This is a genomic window from Streptomyces tardus (genome assembly GCF_018101125.2).
GTDB lineage: Bacteria > Actinomycetota > Actinomycetes > Streptomycetales > Streptomycetaceae > Streptomyces > Streptomyces tardus.
Genome location: NZ_JAELVF020000004.1, coordinates 249516 through 268109 on the forward strand (window position 1 = coordinate 249516; position 18594 = coordinate 268109).

Below are 18594 nucleotides of genomic sequence, written 5' to 3' on the forward strand. Positions count from 1 at the left end.
CCGCTCGTCATCGGTGGCGCGTCGGCCGCGGAACGAACCGCGGCGCCTCAGCGGCTCAGTCGAGCAGCTCGTACGCCGGCAGCGTCAGGAACTCGACGTAGTCGGTGTTGAGCGAGACCTCGAGCAGCAGGTCGTGCGCCTGCTGCCACTTGCCCGCGGCGAACGCCTCGTCGCCGATCTCCGCGCGGATCGCGGCCAGTTCCTCGGCGGCGATCTCGCGGACGACCGCGGCGGTCGCCTTGTCCCGGCCCTGCGGCGCGTCGTCGAAGACGACGCCGGCGTCGACCCACTGCCAGATCTGCGAGCGGGAGATCTCGGCCGTGGCCGCGTCCTCCATCAGTCCGAAGATCGCGACCGCGCCCAGACCGCGCAGCCACGCCTCGATGTAGCGGGTGCCGACCTGGATGGCGGCGCGCAGGCCCTCGTAGGTGGGCTTGGCCTCCAGCGAGTCGATGGCGATCAGATCGGCGGCGCCGACCTGCACGTCCTCGCGCAGCCGCTCCTTCTGGTTGGGCTTGTCGCCGAGCACCTCGTCGAAGGACTTCTTGGCGACCGGCACCAGGTCGGGGTGGGCGACCCAGGAGCCGTCGAAGCCGTCGCCGGCCTCGCGGTCCTTGTCCGCCTTGACCTTGTCCAGCGCCTTGGCGTTGGCCTCGGGGTCGCGGCGGTTGGGGATGAACGCGGCCATGCCGCCGATGGCGTGCGCGCCGCGCTTGTGGCAGGTGCGCACCAGCAGTTCGGTGTAGGCGCGCATGAACGGGGCCGTCATCGTCACGGCGTTGCGGTCCGGCAGGACGAACTTCTCGCCGCCGTCCCGGAAGTTCTTGACGATGGAGAAGAGGTAGTCCCAGCGGCCGGCGTTCAGGCCCGAGGCGTGGTCGCGCAGCTCGTAGAGGATCTCGTCCATCTCGTACGCCGCGGTGATCGTCTCGATCAGCACGGTGGCGCGGACGGTGCCCTGCGGAATGCCGAGGTAGTCCTGCGCGAAGACGAAGATCTCGTTCCACAGACGGGCCTCGAGGTAGGACTCCGTCTTCGGCAGGTAGAAGTACGGGCCCTTGCCGAGGTCCAGCAGCAGCTGGGCGTTGCGGAAGAAGTAGAGGCCGAAGTCGACCAGGGCGCCGGGCACGGCCTTGCCGTCCGCGTCGCGCAGGTGGCGCTCCTCCAGGTGCCAGCCGCGCGGGCGCATGACCACGGTGGCCAGCTCGTCGGCGGGCCGCAGGGCGTAGCTCTTGCCGCTCTTCTCGTCGGTGAAGTCGACCTGCCTGCGGTAGGCGTCGGTCATGTTGAGCTGGCCGCCGATGACGTTCTCCCAGGTGGGAGCGGAGGCGTCCTCGAAGTCGGCGAGCCAGACCCTGGCGCCCGAGTTGAGGGCGTTGATGGTCATCTTCCGGTCGGTGGGACCGGTGATCTCCACCCGGCGGTCGTTCAGCGCGGCGGGGGCCTCGGCGACCTTCCAGTCACCGGCGCGCACCTCGGCGGTCTCGGGCAGGAAGTCGAGGGTGCTGGTCCTGGCGATCTCGGCACGGCGCTCGCCGCGGCGGGCGAGGAGCTCGTCGCGGCGTGGGGTGAACCGCTCGTGCAACGCGGCGACAAAGGCCAGTGCCGCTTCGGTCAGCACCTCGTCCTGACGGGCGGGTGCCTGGCTCGGGTCGACATCGACGATGGCCAGCGGTGACGGCGCTGGTGCGGACATGGGCTGTCACTCCTTAGCGGGCGGTGCTGCCTGGTGCTCCCCGTGGGGCGCCACCAAGATCACAAGCGCGTGTACGGGTGCCTGACACTGCGTGCCAGCGACCCTCTGCAAATTGGAGAATAGTTTCCTTATCGCGGAATCTCAACGCTCTGTTGACATCGAGATCGTTGATGTCGAGATATTTTTTCGGCCAAGCCGACGGTGTGTCTTCGCGCGTGTACGGCCTGTCGCGGAATGTGCCCCGGGGCTGTGGGTCGCAGGCGGCTCAGTCGAGCCGGACGAGGTCCTCGGGGGTGTCGATGTCCGCCGGATCGGCGACGTCCGCGCACTCGACGAGCGTGATCCTGCCGCTGTGCTCGCGCAGGTAGCGACGAGCGCCCTGGTCTCCGGCGGCGGTCGCCGCCACGCCCTTCCAGTGCTCCGAGCCGATCAGTACGGGGTGGTCGCGGCGCCCGTCGTAGGAGGCCATCACCAATGAGGCCGGGGAGTTGAACGCCTGCAGCACCCGGGTCACCGCTTCCGGTCCGATGCCCGGTTGGTCGGTCAGCGCCACCAGCAGCCCGTCCGGCGGTGATTCGAGCGCCGCCGCCGCGCGCAGGCCCGCGCGGAGTGAACACCCCATGCCCTGCTGCCAGTCCGGGTTGACGACCAACGGGCAGCCACCCAGGTCGGCCGTTTCCTGTACGGCGTCGGCCTGTGCGCCGAGCACCACCAGTACCGGTCCGCATCCGCCCTCGCGCAGGGTGCGGACGGCGTGCTCGACGAGCGGGCGCCCTCGATGGGAGAGCAGCGCCTTGGGGTGTCCGCCAAGTCGCCGCCCGCCGCCTGCCGCGAGAAGCAGGCCGGCGATTCGTGCGGGATACAAGGACTCAGCCATATGCCGAGCGTACGCCGAAGGCGACCCAGAGTGTTGTAGTGACCACCGGAGTCGGCGTGAAGTCCCCCTGAAGAGTGCGGCGTTGACTGTTTGCGACAGCTCCTGGGGCTCTCGTGTCCGCCTCTGTGGCGCTGGCACACAGTGCCGGTCCGGGAGTGTGTGCGGGTGCATTTCGCGGGGCGGCGCGCGGCGAGGAAGCGGGTTCGACGGCCGCCGGGGAGCGCGGTGTTGAGTGCGGAGCCGCGTGCCGGTCGGGCACCGCACCGGGGTCGTCCTTACCGCCACTGACCAGGGACGACGCCGCTCTGCGGGGCCAGGGGAAGCGGCCTACGCTGGGAGAGGCGCCGAAGCGCCCGAACCGGTCGCCGCCGCACCCGCCGGAGGACGTGATGGATGTACTCGTACTGATCGGACGGCTTCTCCTCGTCCCGCTCTTCCTGGGAGCGGCCGTCGAACCCGCTTCCTCGCCGCGCGCCCGTACGCGCCCGCCCCCGCGTCAACCTCGCGCCGCACCAGCGCCCTGTCGCGTCAACGCCGTGCCCGACCGGCACGCGGCTCCGGCGTACGGGCGCGCGGGCCCGGAGCACAGGTGGCGGGCGCGGAAGCGCGGGCGGCGGGCGGACGCGGAACACGGGGGTGTTCGCGTCCGCCCGCCGCCCGCCCGGCGACCCGGATCAGCCGAAGAAGTGCTTGTCCCCGGCGTTGTTCACCGCGAAGTGGTACGCGGCTGCTGCCGAGTTGCACAGCTTGAGCGGGTTGCCCTTCTTGTACTTGGTCTTGCAGGCACGGCGCATCTCCGCCTTGAAGCGGGCGTCGATCCAGTTCTTCGCCGTCCTGGTGGGGTCGAGCTCGACCCCACCAGGACGGCGAGCCTCGGGGCGGGTACGCCCTTGGACGCGGCGTACTGCGCCATGCCCTTGCTCTTCGTCAGATGCCCGACGGCCCCTCCCAGGAAGAGCGGGACGAGGAGAAGCCGTCCGATCAGTACGAGTACATCCATCACGTCCTCCGGCGGGTGCGGCGGCATCGGGCTGGTGGCGGCTGCCGACGGTTCGATCGACCCGGCTGAGCGTCAGCGGGTCTCCGCGCTGATCGCGAGCAACGACGTGCTCCGCAACTTCGGCTCCGCCGCCGGCAGTGAGCTGTTGAACGCGGAGTGTGACGATCCCCACAGGGTGCGCCCGCGGTGTCGTGCGGCGCCGCACGACACCGCGGGCGCACCCTGTGGGGATCGTCACACTCCGCGTTCAACAGCTCACTGCCGGCGGCGGAGGTGACAGTAAACGCCACTCTCCGCGCAACAGTCCATACAGAAGGCTGAATTCAGCCTTCTGTATGGACTGTTGCGCGGAGAGTGGCGTTTACTGTCACCTCCGCCGCCGGCAGTGAGCTGTTGAACGCGGAGTGTGACGATCCCCACAGGGACACAGCAAGAGCACTTCTGCACAGAGCGGTTCGGCGCGCCCCACAGGGTGCGCCCGCGGTGTCGAGCGGCGCCGCACGGTCCGGTGACACACACCACGGCGTCAGGGGCAAGGTGACTGGGTGGGGGACTACCGCCGTGGGCGGTGAGCCGACAGAGGAATTGACGGTGCGGCAGCCAAGCGCGCCGACGCCGGCGCAAGCTGCGTCCGACCGGCCGCCGACGCCCGCGGAACCGGCGTCCGGCCGGCCGCCGACGCTCGCGGAAGCGGTCTTGGCTCTGCGGCTGGCGCTGGCAGGGCACCAGGCGGATCTGCCGGACCGTGAAGCCGCGGAGGAGCAGCTCGCCGCGCTGGACATCATGGCCGCGTCGGAGGTCCTGGACCCCGACCAGCTGCGCCAGGCGCTGCTGCTGGTGCTGGCGGCGCTGGGCTCGGTGAGCGCACTCGCCGATCCGCTCGCCGAACTGCGCGACGTGATCGCCGGGTTCGTCGACTTCACGGACGCCCGCTGACGGAAGCGGGGCAGGTCGGGTCGTCGGGGACATGGGATCCGGTGCACGGTCCCGGGAGAAGAAGGACCAGGTCCGCATCCGCAGGAAAGTGCGGCTCCCCCAGAGGGCGGCCACCGAAGGTCGACAAGAACGACGACACCGGCCGCTTCCAGATCCTGCGGGTGAGTAGGCCGGCACCTTCTCGGTGTCCCCCGGGAGCAGCCGACGCGGCTCGCTGAAGCGACGGCAGGGATGCTCGTGGAGCGCCCAAAGGATCAGCGCCTTCCGCCCGCCGTCGATCGTCTCCGTCGCGGCGTCGATCCCGCAGACGTGTCCGTCCGGTGCGCCAGGCCGGTTCGGCGTGGTCGTGCCCCACCCTTTCGACGTGCTCGCTCACCCCGGGGTAACCACCCACTGTCAAGTGCGTACTTGATCATCACCGGCCCAGTGGCCAGCCTGATCGGCATGGCAGAAAACACTTTGAAGAAGACTCCCGTCACGCTGCTGGGCCTCGGCGCGATGGGCGCCGCGCTGGCTCGCACCTGGCTTGCCGCCGGCCACCCGCTCACTGTCTGGAACCGCACCCCGGCCCGTGCCGCGGCGCTTGCCGCCGACGGTGCAAGGCCGGCGGAGACCGCCGCCGAGGCAGTCGCAGCGAACACCCTGATCATCGTCTGCCTGTTGGACGACACCTCGGTCGACGAGGTGCTGTCCGGCATCGACCTGGCCGGCAAGGACCTGGTGAACCTGACCACAAGCACCCCTGCCCAGGCCCGCGCACGCGCGAAGTGGGCCCGCGAGCGCGGGGCCCGCTACCTGGACGGCGGAATCATGGCCGTCCCTCCGATGATCGGTGTCCCCGAAGCCGGCGGCTACGTCTTCTACAGCGGCTCGCAGGAGTTGTTCGAGCGGCACCGGGAGACCCTCGCGGTCCCGGTGGGCACCACCTGCGTCGGTGAGGACGCGGGCTTCGCGGCCCTGTACGACGTGGCCCTGCTCAGCGCGATGTACGGGATGTTCGCCGGTGCCGCGCACTCTTTCGCGCTGATCCGCAAGGAGGACATCGACCCTGCGGCGCTCGCCCCGCTGCTCGCCGACTGGCTCATCGCGATGGCCCCGGCCGTTCACCAGACCGCCGACCAGCTGCGGAGCGGCGACTACGCCAAGGGCGTCGTCTCCAACCTCGCCATGCAGGTGGCCGGCACGCCGACCTTCCTGAGCACCGCCGAGCAGCAGGGAGTCAGCCCGGAACTGCTCAACCCCTACTTCGAGTTGATGCGCCGTCGTCTGGCCGAGGGCAGCGGTGAGGAGGATCTGACGGGCGTGATCGACCTGCTGGTGCGCTGACCGGCCACTTGCCGCCATCGAAACGACGGTGCTGGTGCACGGCCTCAACGAGACGATGTGCACCAGCACTCTCGCCGGACGCCCTAACCGGTGGGTGAGCCGTTGCTGGCCAGTGCCACGGACAGTTCGCGGGCGACGTCCTGGAGCAGCGGCACGATCTTCTCGGTGGCCGGGTCGGTCACGCGCCCGGCGGGCCCGGAGACCGAAATCGCCGCCGCGGTGGGGGAGTCGGGGATCGGCACCGCGATGCAGCGCACGCCGATCTCCTGTTCGTTGTCGTCCAGGGCGAAGCCGCGGTCGCGGGTGATCTCCAGTGCGCCGAGGAAGCCCTCGGGGGTGGTGAGGGTGCGGTCGGTGGCTGCCGGCATGCCGGTGCGGGCGAGCAGGGCGCGTACCTCCACGTCGGGCATGTGCGCCATCAGCGCCTTGCCGACGCCGGTCGAGTGCGGCAGTACGCGCCGCCCGACCTCGGTGAACATGCGCATCGAGTGCCGCGAGGGGACCTGTGCGACGTAGACGACCTCGTCGCCGTCCAGCAGCGCCATGTTGGCGGTCTCGCCGGTCTCCTCGACCAGTCTGGCCAGGTAGGGGCGCGCCCAGGTGCCCAGCAGCCGGGAGGCGCTCTCGCCGAGCCGGATCAGACGCGGGCCGAGCGCGTAGCGGCGGTTGGGCTGCTGGCGCACGTAGCCGCAGGCGACCAGGGTGCGCATCAGCCGGTGGATGGTGGGCAGCGGCAGGCCGCTGCTGCTGGAGAGCTCGCTGAGGCCGACCTCACCGCCGGCGTCCGCCATGCGCTCCAGGAGGTCGAATGCGCGCTCCAGGGACTGGACGCCGCCGCTCGCGGCGGGAGTGCTGGTGGTCTTGCGCTCGGACGGCGGCACGTGGCGCTTTCCCTTCGGTTCCGGTCGAGGCGGCTGCGCGCATCGTACCGGGCGGCCCGGTCGGGCGGCCGGTGTGCCGCCTCGGGTTCTCGCCGGTCAGACCCCGCGCCGGCCGTGTTCTTCCGGGTGGTCGGCCGGGTGGACGGGGAGCGGTCGGCAAGTCCTCCATTCTGCGGTACGGAACATCCATTTCGGTTGGTGAAAACCTACAAACTCCGGATCGTGGAAGTCGGGGAGGGGAGCCCACCCCTTGACGGAAGACCTACCGAGGGGGGATTCTTCAACAGAACGTTGAATTTCCGTACTGTGGAACTCGCCAGTGCTGCGGTGGCGCCCGTGCGGCCCGCTCCGTCAGCTGCACGTTCTCGAACCGCCGCCGCATCGCCCGCGCAACCGCCGGCCCGCCGGCGCACCATGTCCGTCACGTTCGCAACATCTACGGACGTTCGCGATGTTCGCGATGTTCGCGATGTTCGCGACGTTCGCGATATTCACCGTGTTCACCGTGTTCATGGCGTTCAATGCGTTTCATCCGTGTTCGTGGCGTTTTCGCCCCAACGTATCTGGAGGAGGGTCGGGTTGTCCGCAGAGCCACCGCGGCACGCACAGTCCCCGCGACACCCGCAGAAGTCCGCCGACCCCGGTGAGGCGGAACTGCTGTTCCGCTCCCGCCGGGTCGTCACCCCCGAGGGCATCCGCCCGGCGGTCGTCGCCGTGCGGGAGGGACGCATCGACGCCGTACTGCCGTACGACACCCCGCACCCGGACGGTCCGCAGCTGGTCGACTGCGGCGAGGACGCCCTGCTGCCCGGCCTCGTCGACACCCACGTCCATGTGAACGACCCGGGCAGGACCGAGTGGGAGGGGTTCTGGACGGCCACCAGGGCAGCAGCCGCGGGCGGCATCACCACGCTGCTCGACATGCCCCTCAACAGCCTGCCGCCGACCACCACTTCGGAACATCTGGACGTCAAACGTGCGGTGGCGGAGGACAAGGCCCATGTGGACACCGGGTTCTGGGGCGGCGCGATCCCCGGCAACGTCGGGGAGCTGCGCGCCCTGCACGAGGCCGGGGTGTTCGGCTTCAAGTGCTTCCTCTCGCCGTCCGGCGTGGAGGAGTTCCCCGAGCTCGACGCCGCACAACTGCGCGCGGCGCTCACCGAGATCGCGGGCTTCGACGGCCTGCTGATCGTGCACGCCGAGGACCCGCACCACCTCGCCGAGGCGCCCGCGGCGAGCGGCGGCGCGTACGCCGGCTTCCTCGCCTCCCGCCCCCGCGCCGCGGAGAACGAGGCCATCGCCCGACTCGTCGACCTCGCCCGCGAATTGGACGCCCGCGTCCACGTGCTGCACCTCTCCTCCTCGGACGCGCTGCCGCTGCTGGCCGAGGCCCGCCGCGAGGGCGTGCGGATCACGGTCGAGACGTGCCCGCACTTCCTGACCCTCACCGCGGAGGAAGTCCCCGACGGGGCGACCGAGTTCAAGTGCTGCCCGCCCATCCGCGAGCAGGCCAACCAGGACGCCCTGTGGGCCGCGCTCGCCGACGGCACCGTCGACTGCGTCGTCTCCGACCACTCACCCTGCACGGCCGAGCTCAAGACCGCCGACTTCGGTCAGGCGTGGGGAGGGATCTCCTCCCTCCAGCTCGGCCTGCCCGTCGTCTGGACCGCGGCGCGCGACCGCGGCCACGACCTGGCGGACGTCGTCCGCTGGATGTCCACCGCCCCCGCGGCCCTCGCCGGGCTCACGGCCAAGGGAGCCATCGCCCCCGGCATGGATGCCGACTTCGCCGTACTCGCCCCGGAGGAGACGTTCACCGTCGACCCGGAGCAGCTCCACCACCGCAACCGCGTCACCGCCTACGCGGGCCGCACCCTGCACGGAGTCGTACGGTCCAGCTGGCTGCGCGGACAGCGGATCACCGACCACGGCCGCGCCATCGGGCGAAGCGGCCGACTCATCGAAAGGAACTCCGCATGACCGCGGCAAGCCCCGCACCCACCCGCTTCACCGGCGACGCCAACCCCTACGGAGGCGGCGACCCGTACGCCGACTACCGCAGCGAGGAGTTCGCCTTCGCCCACCACGTCGACCTTGCCGACCGCAGGCTCGGCGGCGGGGTGATCGCCGCCAACGACGAGTTCTTCGCCCAGCGGGAGAATCTGCTGCTGCCCGGCCGGGCCGTCTTCGACCCCAGCCTGTTCGGGCACAAGGGCAAGATCATGGACGGCTGGGAGACCCGCCGCCGGCGCGGCACCGGCGCCGAGACCCCGCACCCCGTCGACGAGGACCACGACTGGGCGCTGGTGCGCCTGGGCACACCGGGTGTCATCCACGGCATCGTCGTCGACACGGCGCACTTCCGCGGCAACTACCCGCAGGCCGTCTCCGTCGAGGCCACCAGCGCCCCGCTCTCCGCCTCCCCGGAGGACCTGCTCGACGAGCGGGTCGAGTGGACAACTCTCGTACCCCGTACGGCAGTCGGCGGCCACGCGGCGAACGGTTTCGCGGTCGACGCACCGCGGCGCTTCACCCACCTGCGGCTCAAGCAGCATCCTGACGGCGGCATCGCCCGGCTGCGGGTCCACGGCGAGGTCGTCCCCGACCCGTCCTGGCTCGCCGCGCTCGGCGCCTTCGACACCGTGGCACTGGAGAACGGCGGCGCGGTCCTGGACGCCTCGGACCGCTTCTACTCCCCGGCCGACCACACCATCCAGCCCGGCCGGTCGCAGAAGATGGACGACGGCTGGGAGACCCGCCGCCGCCGCGACAAGGGCAACGACTGGATCCACTACGCGCTCACCGGGCAGAGCGACATCCGCGCGGTGGAGATCGACACCGCCTACCTCAAGGGCAACTCCGCCGGCTGGGCGGCGCTCGTCGGCCGGGACGGCGAGGACGGCCAGTGGCACGAACTGCTGCCGCGCACCCGCCTCCAGCCGGACACCGTGCACCGCTTCGTCCTCTCGGACGTGCCCGCGGTGACGCAGATACGGATCGACATCTTTCCCGACGGCGGCATCTCCCGACTGCGGCTCTTCGGCTCGCTGACCGAGCAGGGCGCCGCGGCACTCGCCGCCCGCCACCGGGAACTCGGCGGCTGACCGGCCCACCCGAACCGGCCGACGGCTCGTGCAGCCCGGCCGACCGGCTCGCCGGGCCGACCGATCGGCCCACGTGACGTCCCTGCCGTCCGCGGCACGCGACCGGCACGCGACCGGCGCGCGCCGACGCGCCCCGCCGACGCGGGACCGCCCGCGCCGATGCGACCGACGAGACCGGCCCGCGCCCGACGGCGTGGGCCGGTTTCGCGCGCCCGTGTCGCGTCCGCATCCGCGCCGACCGCCGCACGCCGCCCCTTCCGTGGCGGTGCGGCGGTCGTCGCAGAAAGCCGCGAACGGTACCAACCGCGCGCGCGGTGCGTGGGTTTGGTGAAGGGGAGGGCCCCGGCCGCGCCCGCCCCCTTCACCCAGGTGTCACCCTCCCGGCACAGTGGCGGATACTTGTCCGGCCGGCCCCGCGGTGGAGTCCGCAGGTGAGGCGACACGATCAGTACGAGGGGCAGGAGCCAGTGGCCAGCGTGAAGACGTTTCGCAGTCGTGGGCCGGTGCGTTCGAACGCATCCGGCCGGGCGTACGGAGAAGGAGCCGCGACCCGGACGGGGCGCGGCAGGGCCGCGGTACTCGCCGTGGGCGTGGTGCTCTCCCTCGCCCTGACCTCGTGCAGCAGCACCGGTGGCAAGCGCGCCGAGGAGGAGCGGGCCAAGGGTGCGGGCGGCAAGTCCGCGGTGGACACACCGCGCTGGAAGGTCGCCATGATCACCCACTCCGGCGACGGCGACACCTTCTGGGACATCGTGCAGAGCGGCGCCGAACAGGCGGCGGTCAAGGACAACATCGAGTTCCTCTACTCGCACGACAAGGAGGCCGGCAAGCAGGCCCAGCTCGTCCAGGCCGCCATCGACCAGGAAGTCGACGGCATCGTCGTCTCCCTCGCGAAGCCGGCCGCGATGAAGACCGTGGTCGCCAAGGCGGTGAAGTCCGGAATCCCGGTCCTCACCATCAACTCCGGTCAGGACAAGTCCAAGAGCTTCGGCGCGCTCGCGCACATCGGCCAGGACGAGGTCACCGCGGGGGAGGCGGTCGGCGAGGAGCTGAACGAGCGCGACCGCAAGAAGGCGGTCTGCGTTCTGCACGAGCAGGGCAACGTCGGGCACGAGGAGCGGTGCGACGGCGTCCGCGAGAAGTTCGACGGCAAGATCGAGAACCTCTACGTCGAGGGCACCAACATGCCCTCCGTCGAGTCCTCGCTGGAGTCCAAGCTCCAGTCCGACCCCGACATCGACTCCGTGGTCACCCTCGGCGCGCCCTTCGCCGGCACCGCGGCCAAGGCGGCGGACCAGGCCGGCAGCGACGCCCAGATCAGCACCTTCGACCTCAACGAGAAGGTCGTCAGCGGGCTCCAGGACGAGTCGATCACCTTCGCCGTCGACCAGCAGCCCTACCTCCAGGGGTACCAGGCCGTCGACCTGCTCTGGCTCTACCTCTACAACTCCACGATGCTCGGCGGCGGCCAGCCGGTGCTCACCGGCCCGCAGGTGCTGACCGGCGAAGACGCCGACGCGCTGGAGGAGTACACCGGCAGGGGCACCCGATGAGCCACAGCCCAGCCGCCCCCGAGAGCTCAGCCGCCACCGGTTCCGCCGCCACCGCCGAGGAGGACCCGGCGGCCGGCGCCGAGCCGCCGCACGTACGCTCCCTGCCCCGGCGCCTGCTCAGCCGCCCCGAGCTGGGATCCCTGGTCGGCGCGGTCGCGGTCTTCGTCTTCTTCGCCGTGGCCGCGGACACCTTCCTCAAGGCGAGCAGCCTCTCGACGGTGCTCTACGCCTCCTCCACGATCGGCATCGTGGCGGTCGCCGTGGCGCTGCTGATGATCGGGGGCGAGTTCGACCTCTCGGCCGGTGTGCTGGTCACCACCTCGGCGCTGGTCTCGTCGATGTTCAGCTACCAGATGACCGCCAACGTGTGGGTCGGCATCGGCATGTCGCTGCTGGTCACGCTGGCCGTCGGCGTCTTCAACGGCTGGATGCTCACCCGTACCGGGCTGCCGAGCTTCATCATCACCCTCGGCACCTTCCTGATGCTGACCGGACTCAACCTCGGCCTCACCAAGCTGATCTCGGGCACCGTCTCCACCAAGTCCATCGGCGACATGGAGGGCTTCCCGGAGGCCGAGAAGGTGTTCGCCTCCTCCTTCCAGATCGGCGGCTTCAATCTGCGGGTCACCGTGCTGTGGTGGCTCGGACTGGTCGCCGTCGCCACCTGGGTCCTGCTGCGCACCCGCGCCGGAAACTGGATCTTCGCGGCCGGCGGCAACTCCGAGGCGGCCAGGGCGGTGGGCGTTCCGGTCAGGGCGACCAAGATCGGCCTGTACGCCGGTGTCGCCTTCTGCGCCTGGGTGCTCGGCCAGCACCTGCTCTTCAGCTACGACGTCGTCCAGTCCGGCGAAGGCGTGGGCAACGAGCTGATCTACATCGCCGCTGCCGTCATCGGCGGCTGCCTGCTCACCGGCGGCTACGGGTCCGCCGCCGGTGCCGCGATCGGCGCGCTGATCTTCGGTATCGCCAGCAAGGGCATCGTGTACGCCCAGTGGGACCCGGACTGGTTCAAGTTCTTCCTGGGCGCCATGCTGCTGCTCGCGGCGCTGCTCAACGCCTGGATTCGCAAGCGCGCGGAGGCCACCCGATGACCGACGAACAGCCCGAGAGCGCCCGTCCCGAACAGGGCGCCCACCCGGCCGAGGACGCCGGGACCGCCACCGGAGCCGACACCGGGACCGCCACCGGAGCCGACACCGGGGCCGACACAGGGACTGCGACCGAAACCGACGCCGCCGCCGAGCAGTCGGCCGCCGACGCCCCGCTGCTCCGGCTGGAGCAGGTCACCAAGTCCTACGGCAACGTCGCCGCGCTCAGCGAGGTGTCGCTGGACGTGCACGCCGGCTCCGTCAGCTGCGTGCTGGGCGACAACGGCGCCGGCAAGTCCACCCTCATCAAGATCATCGCCGGACTCCACCCCCACGACTCCGGCACCTACACCATCGACGGCGAACCGGCCCGCCTCGGCTCCCCGCGCGAAGCCCTCGACCGCGGCATCGCCACCGTCTACCAGGACCTCGCCGTCGTCCCGCTGATGCCGGTCTGGCGGAACTTCTTCCTCGGCTCCGAACCCCGCGTCGGCCGCGGCCCGCTGCGCCGCCTGGACGTGGCCGAGATGCGCCGCACCACCCGCCGCGCACTGCTGCGCATGGGCATCGACCTGCGGGACGTGGACCAGCCGATCGGCACGCTCTCCGGCGGCGAGCGCCAGTGCGTGGCCATCGCCCGCGCCGTGCACTTCGGCGCCCGCGTCCTGGTGCTGGACGAGCCGACCGCGGCGCTCGGCGTCAAACAGTCCGGGGTCGTGCTCAAGTACGTCGCCGCCGCCCGGGACGAGGGCATCGGCGTCGTGCTGATCACCCACAACCCGCACCACGCCTACCTGGTCGGCGACCGTTTCGTACTGCTCAAGCGCGGCGAGATGGCCGGTTCACACGCCAAGGAGTCGATCACCCTCGACCGGCTCACCCGGGAGATGGCCGGCGGCAGCGAGCTGGACGAGCTCAGTCACGAGCTGGAACGGTCTCCGGCTCCGCCGCCCCCGGGCAGCGCCGCGTAAGGCACAATCGAGTCGATGAGTACGCACCGTGATCGCAGCTCCGAGCCGGCTGCCCGCGCCACCGTGCTGCGCACCGTCTCCACCAGGGAGCGGCGCTCACATCTGTCCGCGCCCCGTGTCCCGACCGTCGGTATCGACATCGGCGGGACCAAGGTGATGGCGGGCGTCGTGGACGCGGACGGCACCATCCTGGAGAAGCTCCGGGCCGAGACGCCGGACAAGTCCAAGAGCCCCAAGGTCGTCGAGGACACCATCACCGAGCTGGTGCTCGACCTCTCCGACCGGCACGACGTGCACGCGGTCGGCATCGGGGCCGCGGGCTGGGTGGACGCCGAGCGCTCCCGCATCCTGTTCGCACCGCACCTGTCCTGGCGCGACGAGCCGCTGCGCGAGTCGCTCCAGGCCAGACTCGCCGTTCCCGTCCTGATCGACAACGACGCCAACGCCGCCGCCTGGGGCGAGTGGCGCTTCGGCGCCGGCAAGGACGAGGACCACCTCGTGATGATCACGCTGGGCACCGGCATCGGCGGCGCGATCCTGGAGGACGGCAAGGTCAAGCGCGGCAAGTACGGGGTCGCCGGCGAGTTCGGGCACATGCAGGTGGTGCCCGGCGGCCACCGCTGCCCCTGCGGCAACCGCGGCTGCTGGGAGCAGTACAGCTCCGGCAACGCCCTGGTCCGCGAGGCCCGCGAGCTGGCCGCCGCGGACTCCCCGGTCGCGTACAACATCATCGACCGCGTCGGCGGCACCGTCTCCGACATCACCGGCCCGCTCATCACCGAGCTGGCCCGCGAGGGCGACGCGATGTGCGTCGAGCTCCTCCAGGACATCGGACAGTGGCTCGGCATCGGCATCGCCAATCTCGCCGCCGCCCTCGACCCGTCCTGCTTCGTCATCGGCGGTGGCGTCAGCGCCGCCGACGACCTGCTGATCGGCCCCGCCACCGAGGCGTACCGCCGCCACCTCACCGGCCGCGGCTACCGCCCCGAGGCCCGCGTCGTACGCGCCCAACTCGGTCCGGAGGCAGGCATGGTGGGCGCCGCCGACCTCGCCCGGCTCGTAGCCCGCCGCTTCCGCCGCGCCAACCGCCGCCGGCTGGAGCGCTACGAGCGGTACGAGCGCGCCGCCGCCCAGCTCGGCCTGGCGCCCCGCACCCGGATGGTGAGCAGGTGACGACCGGCACCACCGACGAGGTCGAGCCGCCGCCCACCGGCAAGCAGCCCGACCCCGAGGCCTCGGGGCGGCCCCGGCTCACCTTCCGCCGGGCCGTCACCGCCGTGATCGCGGTCCTGCTGGTCGCCGTGCCGGCGGGCTATCTCGTCCTTTCGGGGTTCCAGAGCCGGGACAGCGGCAAGGACAAGGAACAGGTCGCCTCGGCGACCAGCCTGGTGTGGGAGTGGCCGAGCAAGGTCACCCGCCGCATCTACGAGGTGCCGATCCCCAGCCGCTCCACCTACGTCGCGTACTTCGAGACCAACAGCTGGCAGAAGAGCTCCCTGTACACGCAGTTCCGCACCTCGCCCCAGAAGCTGAACGCCTTCCTCGCCGCCCACGGCTCCGGCCGCGGGGAGCTGACCGAGGGGTCGGCGGTCAGCCACGGGCAGGCGGACGTGGTGGGTTGGGACCTGCGTCAGTCCGGTACGGAGTTCCTCGGCACCACCGTCCGCAACCCCGGCAACCGGCCCGATCTCAGGATCACCGTCGACCTCTCCCGGCCCGAGCGCCCACAGGTGTACGTCGTCTCCACCGCCGAGTTCTGATCCGCGGCATCCGCCCGAAGCCGCCTCTCACGTCGTGCTTCGCCGTCCGTCGGCACCCGTTCCGCCGGAGCGTACCGGCGCCGGAGGCGTTCTCCGGGGCCGCCCGGGTTCTGTACCGGCGGTAGCACTGGGTAGCGTGTCCCACGTGAGTGAGAGCAGCGAGAGCGCGAACCCGTCGGCGGCAAGGGCGGTGAGCCGCCCGGTGCCCCAGCAGCGGACCGAGCAGCCGGCGACGGCGACGGCCAGAGCACTGCAGTACCGCATCGACGGCCCGGCAGGAGCGCCGCTGCTGGTCCTCGGGCCCGCGCTCGGTGCGACCTGGCACATGTGGGACCGCCAAATACCGGAGCTGACGCGGGAGTGGCGCGTACTGCGCTTCGACCTCCCCGGCCACGGGGGAGCCCCCGCACACCCCGCCGCCTCCGTCGCGGACCTCGCCGAACGCCTGCTGGTCACCCTGGACAACGCGGGGGAGGGCCGCTTCGGGTACGCGGGCTGCGGCATCGGCGGAGCCATCGGCGCGCAGCTCGCCCTCACCCAGCCGCAACGGCTGACCACCCTCGCGCTCATCTCCTCCTCACCGCGCCAGGGCACCGCCGACGAATGGCGCCAGCGCGGCGTCGTCATCCGCACCAACGGGCTCGACCCCGTCGCCCGGACCACCCCCGACCGCTGGTTCACCGGCGACTTCATCGGCGCGCAGAACGCCATCGCCGAGTGGTCCGTGCAGATGGTGCGCACCACCGACCCCGGCTGCTACATCGCCGCCTGCGAGGCCAACGCCGCCTTCGACGTACGCGATGTGCTGCCGCGCATCGGCATCCCGACGCTCGTGGTGTGCGGCGCCGAGGACCAGCTCGCACCGCCCGCCGACGCCCGCGCGCTGGTCGCCGGCATCCCCGACGCCCGACTGGCGATGATCCCCGGCGCCGCGCACCTCACCCCGGTCGAACGCCCGGGCGAGGTCACCGAGTTGCTCATCCAGCACTTCGAGACCGCCTGGCAGGACCAGCCGGACGGCGGCCAGCAGACCGGCTCCCAGAGCGTGCTGCCGACGAGGCCCAACCATGTGCCCGCGCCGGCTGCCGTCGCGCCGATCGCCGAACCCGTCTCCTCACCGCTCGGATGGGCCGTCGGCGAGCTCACCGCGGGCACCGGGACCGCGGGCCGCGCCGACGCGGTGGAGGCCGGCACCAGACTGCGCCGCGAGGTGCTCGGCGACGGCCACGTGGACCGCATCGCCGCCGAGACCGACGACTTCACCGCCGACTTCCAGAGCTTCCTGACCCGCGTCGAGTGGGGCGAGGCCTGGTCGCGGACCGGCATCGACCGCCGTACCCGCTCGGTCGCCACGCTCGGCATCCTCACCGCGACCGGGCAGCTGGACGCCCTCGCCGACCAGGTGCGCGGCGCACTGCGCAACGGCCTCACCCCCGCCGAGATCCGCGAAGTGCTGCTGCACACCGCGGTCTACTGCGGGCTGCCGGCCGCCGACGCCGCCTTCCGCGTCGCCCAGCGCGTCGTGCGGGAGGAGACGACCCCGGAGGAGTAGCACAATGGCGGACATGGCCAGCTCCCCACCGTCCGCCTCCGTGCCCCCGGCGACGTCCGCCGCCGCGTCCTCCTCCCGCTCCGCCGCCGACCGTCCGCCGCTGAGGCTCACCAAACAGGGCCACTCCAGCGTCCGGCTGGAGCGGGACGGCCGCGCCCTGGTCATCGACCCGGGCGGGTTCAGCGAGGACGACGCGGCGCAGGGCGCCACCGCACTGCTCGTCACCCACGAGCACCCCGACCACTTCGACGAGGGCCGGCTGCGCGCGGCGCTGGAGGCGGACCGCTCCGTCGAGCTGTGGACGCTGCGCAGCGTCGCCACGCAGCTCGCGCCCGCCTTCCCCGGCCGGGTCCACACCGTCGGCCACGGCGACACCTTCGAAGCGGCCGGCTTCCGCGTCGCGGTCCACGGCGAACTGCACGCCGTCATCCACCCCGACATCCCGCGCGTCACCAACGTCGGCTATCTGATCGACGAGAGCGTCTTCCACCCCGGCGACGCACTCACCGTGCCGGACGCCCCGGTGGAGACACTGCTGCTGCCGCTCCAGGCGCCCTGGAGCAAGTTCTCCGAAATCGTCGACTACGTACGGGAGTTGGCGCCGCGCCGCGCGTACGACATCCACGACGGCCTGCTCGCCGACAACGCCTTCCCGATCTACGAGCGGATGCTCGGCCCCACCGGCCCCGGCCTCGGCGGCGCCGACCACGCCCGGCTGCTGCCCGGCGAGTCCACGACGCTCTGAGCCCTGCGGGCCCGCTCCCCGGCGCCGCGCCTCCCGCGCGCGTGTCCGCGCCGGGCACGACGGGCGCCGCGTACGGACCGTACGCGAGCGCTCCGTACGACACGCGCTCCGTACGACTGGCGCCGGGCACGACGGGCGCCGCGTACGACATGCGCTCCGTACGACCGGCGTCGGCTCGGTGTACGCGCCCGCCTCCGTCCCGCCCGCGTCGCACCGTCGTCCCGCCCGAGCGCCCCCGCTCTGTCCGCGACGCCCGCGCGCGTGGACCCGCGTGGGACCGGCGGCGGAGTGTCAGAGGTGGGCGATAGGTTCTCCCCATGCGAATCGCCACCTGGAACGTCAACGGCATCAACACGCGACTCGAGCGGCTGCTGGACTGGCTGAAGTCCAGCGGGACGGACGTCCTGTGCCTTCAGGAGCTCAAGTGCACCGCCGAGCAGTTCCCCGCCCAGGCGCTCGCGGACGCCGGTTACGAGGCCGCGTTCACCGCGACCGGCCGCTGGAACGGCGTCGCCGTCCTCTCCCGCGTCGGTCTCACCGACCCCGTCACCGCGCTGCCGGACGCCCCGGAGTTCGAGGGCGTTCTGGAGCCCCGTGCGGTCGCCGCCACCTGCGGCGGCGTGCGCGTCTGGTCGGTCTACGTGCCCAACGGCCGCGACCCGGAGCACGCCCACTACCAGTACAAGCTGCGGTGGTTGGCCGCCCTGCGCGACACCGCAGCCCGCGATGCCGGCGGCGACACCCCGTACGCGATCCTCGGCGACTTCAACGTCGCGCCGAAGGACGAGGACGTCTGGGACATCTCCCTCTTCGAGAACTCCACACACGTCACCGGGCCCGAGCGCGACGCCCTGACCGCGCTGGCCGCCACCGGCTTGACCGAGCTGAGCCCCAGAGCGTTGAAGTACGACGTCGCCTTCACCTTCTGGGACTACCGCCAGCTCAACTTCCCCAAGAACCGCGGTATGCGCATCGACCACATCTACGCCAACCCCGCCTTCGCCGCAGCCGTCACCGACTCCTTCGTCGACCGCGAGGCCCGCAAGGGCAAATCCCCCTCCGACCACGCCCCGGTCGTCGCCGATCTGGAGCTGTAGGGCACGAG

General features: G+C 71.5%; 15 protein-coding genes and 1 pseudogene. 13 read left to right on the top strand and 3 right to left on the bottom strand.

Annotated features, from left to right (window positions below; all coding sequences use genetic code 11):
• Positions 1-55: 55 nt before the first annotated feature.
• Together aceB and JGS22_RS23610 are read right to left on the bottom strand one after the other, a co-directional pair.
• A complete protein-coding gene (gene aceB / locus JGS22_RS23605; RefSeq protein WP_211038446.1) occupies positions 56-1696 on the bottom strand; it encodes a malate synthase A in 1641 nt (546 codons plus the stop codon).
• 265 nt (positions 1697-1961) lie between these two features.
• Positions 1962-2573: a nucleotidyltransferase family protein gene (locus JGS22_RS23610; protein ID WP_211038447.1), complete on the bottom strand. Its 612-nt coding sequence runs from the start codon at positions 2571-2573 to the stop codon at positions 1962-1964.
• A gap of 1031 nt (positions 2574-3604) precedes the next feature.
• Here JGS22_RS23610 and JGS22_RS23615 point away from each other — a divergent pair.
• From JGS22_RS23615 to JGS22_RS23625, 3 genes and pseudogenes are all read left to right on the top strand, one after another.
• Positions 3605-3694, top strand: a pseudogene (locus JGS22_RS23615) (Tellurite resistance TerB); the annotation flags it as partial.
• 470 nt (positions 3695-4164) lie between these two features.
• Entirely contained in the window at positions 4165-4509 is a 345-nt protein-coding gene (locus JGS22_RS23620; RefSeq protein WP_308405867.1) for a DUF5955 family protein, read from the top strand.
• A 444-nt stretch (positions 4510-4953) separates the two neighbouring features.
• Positions 4954-5835: an NAD(P)-dependent oxidoreductase gene (locus JGS22_RS23625; protein ID WP_211040351.1), complete on the top strand. Its 882-nt coding sequence runs from the start codon at positions 4954-4956 to the stop codon at positions 5833-5835.
• 83 nt (positions 5836-5918) lie between these two features.
• Here JGS22_RS23625 and JGS22_RS23630 read toward each other — a convergent pair whose 3' ends face one another.
• Entirely contained in the window at positions 5919-6716 is a 798-nt protein-coding gene (locus JGS22_RS23630; RefSeq protein WP_211040352.1) for an IclR family transcriptional regulator, read from the bottom strand.
• A 654-nt stretch (positions 6717-7370) separates the two neighbouring features.
• Here JGS22_RS23630 and allB point away from each other — a divergent pair.
• The 10 genes from allB to JGS22_RS23680 all read left to right on the top strand — a co-directional run bounded on the left by allB (position 7371) and on the right by JGS22_RS23680 (position 18586).
• Positions 7371-8696 carry an allantoinase AllB gene (gene allB / locus JGS22_RS23635; RefSeq protein ID WP_236074384.1) on the top strand — a complete coding sequence of 442 codons (1326 nt, stop codon included), beginning with the start codon at positions 7371-7373 and terminating at the stop codon, positions 8694-8696.
• Positions 8693-9820, top strand: coding sequence for an allantoicase (gene alc, locus JGS22_RS23640; protein ID WP_211040354.1), 1128 nt, complete (start codon positions 8693-8695; stop codon positions 9818-9820). Before allB ends, alc begins: the two co-directional genes overlap by 4 nt.
• A gap of 584 nt (positions 9821-10404) precedes the next feature.
• Positions 10405-11373: a sugar ABC transporter substrate-binding protein gene (locus tag JGS22_RS23645; RefSeq protein WP_308405896.1), complete on the top strand. Its 969-nt coding sequence runs from the start codon at positions 10405-10407 to the stop codon at positions 11371-11373.
• Positions 11370-12464 carry an ABC transporter permease gene (locus JGS22_RS23650; protein ID WP_211040356.1) on the top strand — a complete coding sequence of 365 codons (1095 nt, stop codon included), beginning with the start codon at positions 11370-11372 and terminating at the stop codon, positions 12462-12464. The genes JGS22_RS23645 and JGS22_RS23650 overlap by 4 nt, the downstream gene beginning before the upstream one ends.
• Entirely contained in the window at positions 12461-13432 is a 972-nt protein-coding gene (locus tag JGS22_RS23655; RefSeq protein WP_211040357.1) for an ATP-binding cassette domain-containing protein, read from the top strand. The genes JGS22_RS23650 and JGS22_RS23655 overlap by 4 nt, the downstream gene beginning before the upstream one ends.
• A 15-nt stretch (positions 13433-13447) precedes the next feature.
• Positions 13448-14605 (top strand): ROK family glucokinase, encoded by a 1158-nt coding sequence (locus tag JGS22_RS23660; protein WP_211040358.1) that lies wholly within the window; start codon positions 13448-13450, stop codon positions 14603-14605.
• Positions 14602-15192, top strand: coding sequence for a hypothetical protein (locus JGS22_RS23665; RefSeq protein ID WP_211040359.1), 591 nt, complete (start codon positions 14602-14604; stop codon positions 15190-15192). Before JGS22_RS23660 ends, JGS22_RS23665 begins: the two co-directional genes overlap by 4 nt.
• Positions 15193-15394: 202 nt before the next feature.
• Complete coding sequence (gene pcaDC / locus JGS22_RS23670; protein WP_308405897.1) at positions 15395-16744, top strand: bifunctional 3-oxoadipate enol-lactonase/4-carboxymuconolactone decarboxylase PcaDC; 1350 nt, start codon at positions 15395-15397, stop codon at positions 16742-16744.
• A 100-nt stretch (positions 16745-16844) separates the two neighbouring features.
• Positions 16845-17489 carry an MBL fold metallo-hydrolase gene (locus JGS22_RS23675; protein ID WP_211040376.1) on the top strand — a complete coding sequence of 215 codons (645 nt, stop codon included), beginning with the start codon at positions 16845-16847 and terminating at the stop codon, positions 17487-17489.
• 317 nt (positions 17490-17806) lie between these two features.
• Positions 17807-18586: an exodeoxyribonuclease III gene (locus tag JGS22_RS23680; protein WP_211040361.1), complete on the top strand. Its 780-nt coding sequence runs from the start codon at positions 17807-17809 to the stop codon at positions 18584-18586.
• The last annotated feature ends 8 nt before the right edge of the window (positions 18587-18594 follow it).

Coding starts and splice junctions, on each gene's coding strand:
- aceB (WP_211038446.1), bottom strand. CDS start 1,696: ATGTCCGCACCAGCGCCGTCACCGCTGGCCATCGTCGATGTCGACCCG.
- JGS22_RS23610 (WP_211038447.1), bottom strand. CDS start 2,573: ATGGCTGAGTCCTTGTATCCCGCACGAATCGCCGGCCTGCTTCTCGCG.
- JGS22_RS23625 (WP_211040351.1), top strand. CDS start 4,954: ATGGCAGAAAACACTTTGAAGAAGACTCCCGTCACGCTGCTGGGCCTC.
- alc (WP_211040354.1), top strand. CDS start 8,693: ATGACCGCGGCAAGCCCCGCACCCACCCGCTTCACCGGCGACGCCAAC.
- JGS22_RS23650 (WP_211040356.1), top strand. CDS start 11,370: ATGAGCCACAGCCCAGCCGCCCCCGAGAGCTCAGCCGCCACCGGTTCC.
- JGS22_RS23655 (WP_211040357.1), top strand. CDS start 12,461: ATGACCGACGAACAGCCCGAGAGCGCCCGTCCCGAACAGGGCGCCCAC.
- JGS22_RS23660 (WP_211040358.1), top strand. CDS start 13,448: ATGAGTACGCACCGTGATCGCAGCTCCGAGCCGGCTGCCCGCGCCACC.
- JGS22_RS23680 (WP_211040361.1), top strand. CDS start 17,807: ATGCGAATCGCCACCTGGAACGTCAACGGCATCAACACGCGACTCGAG.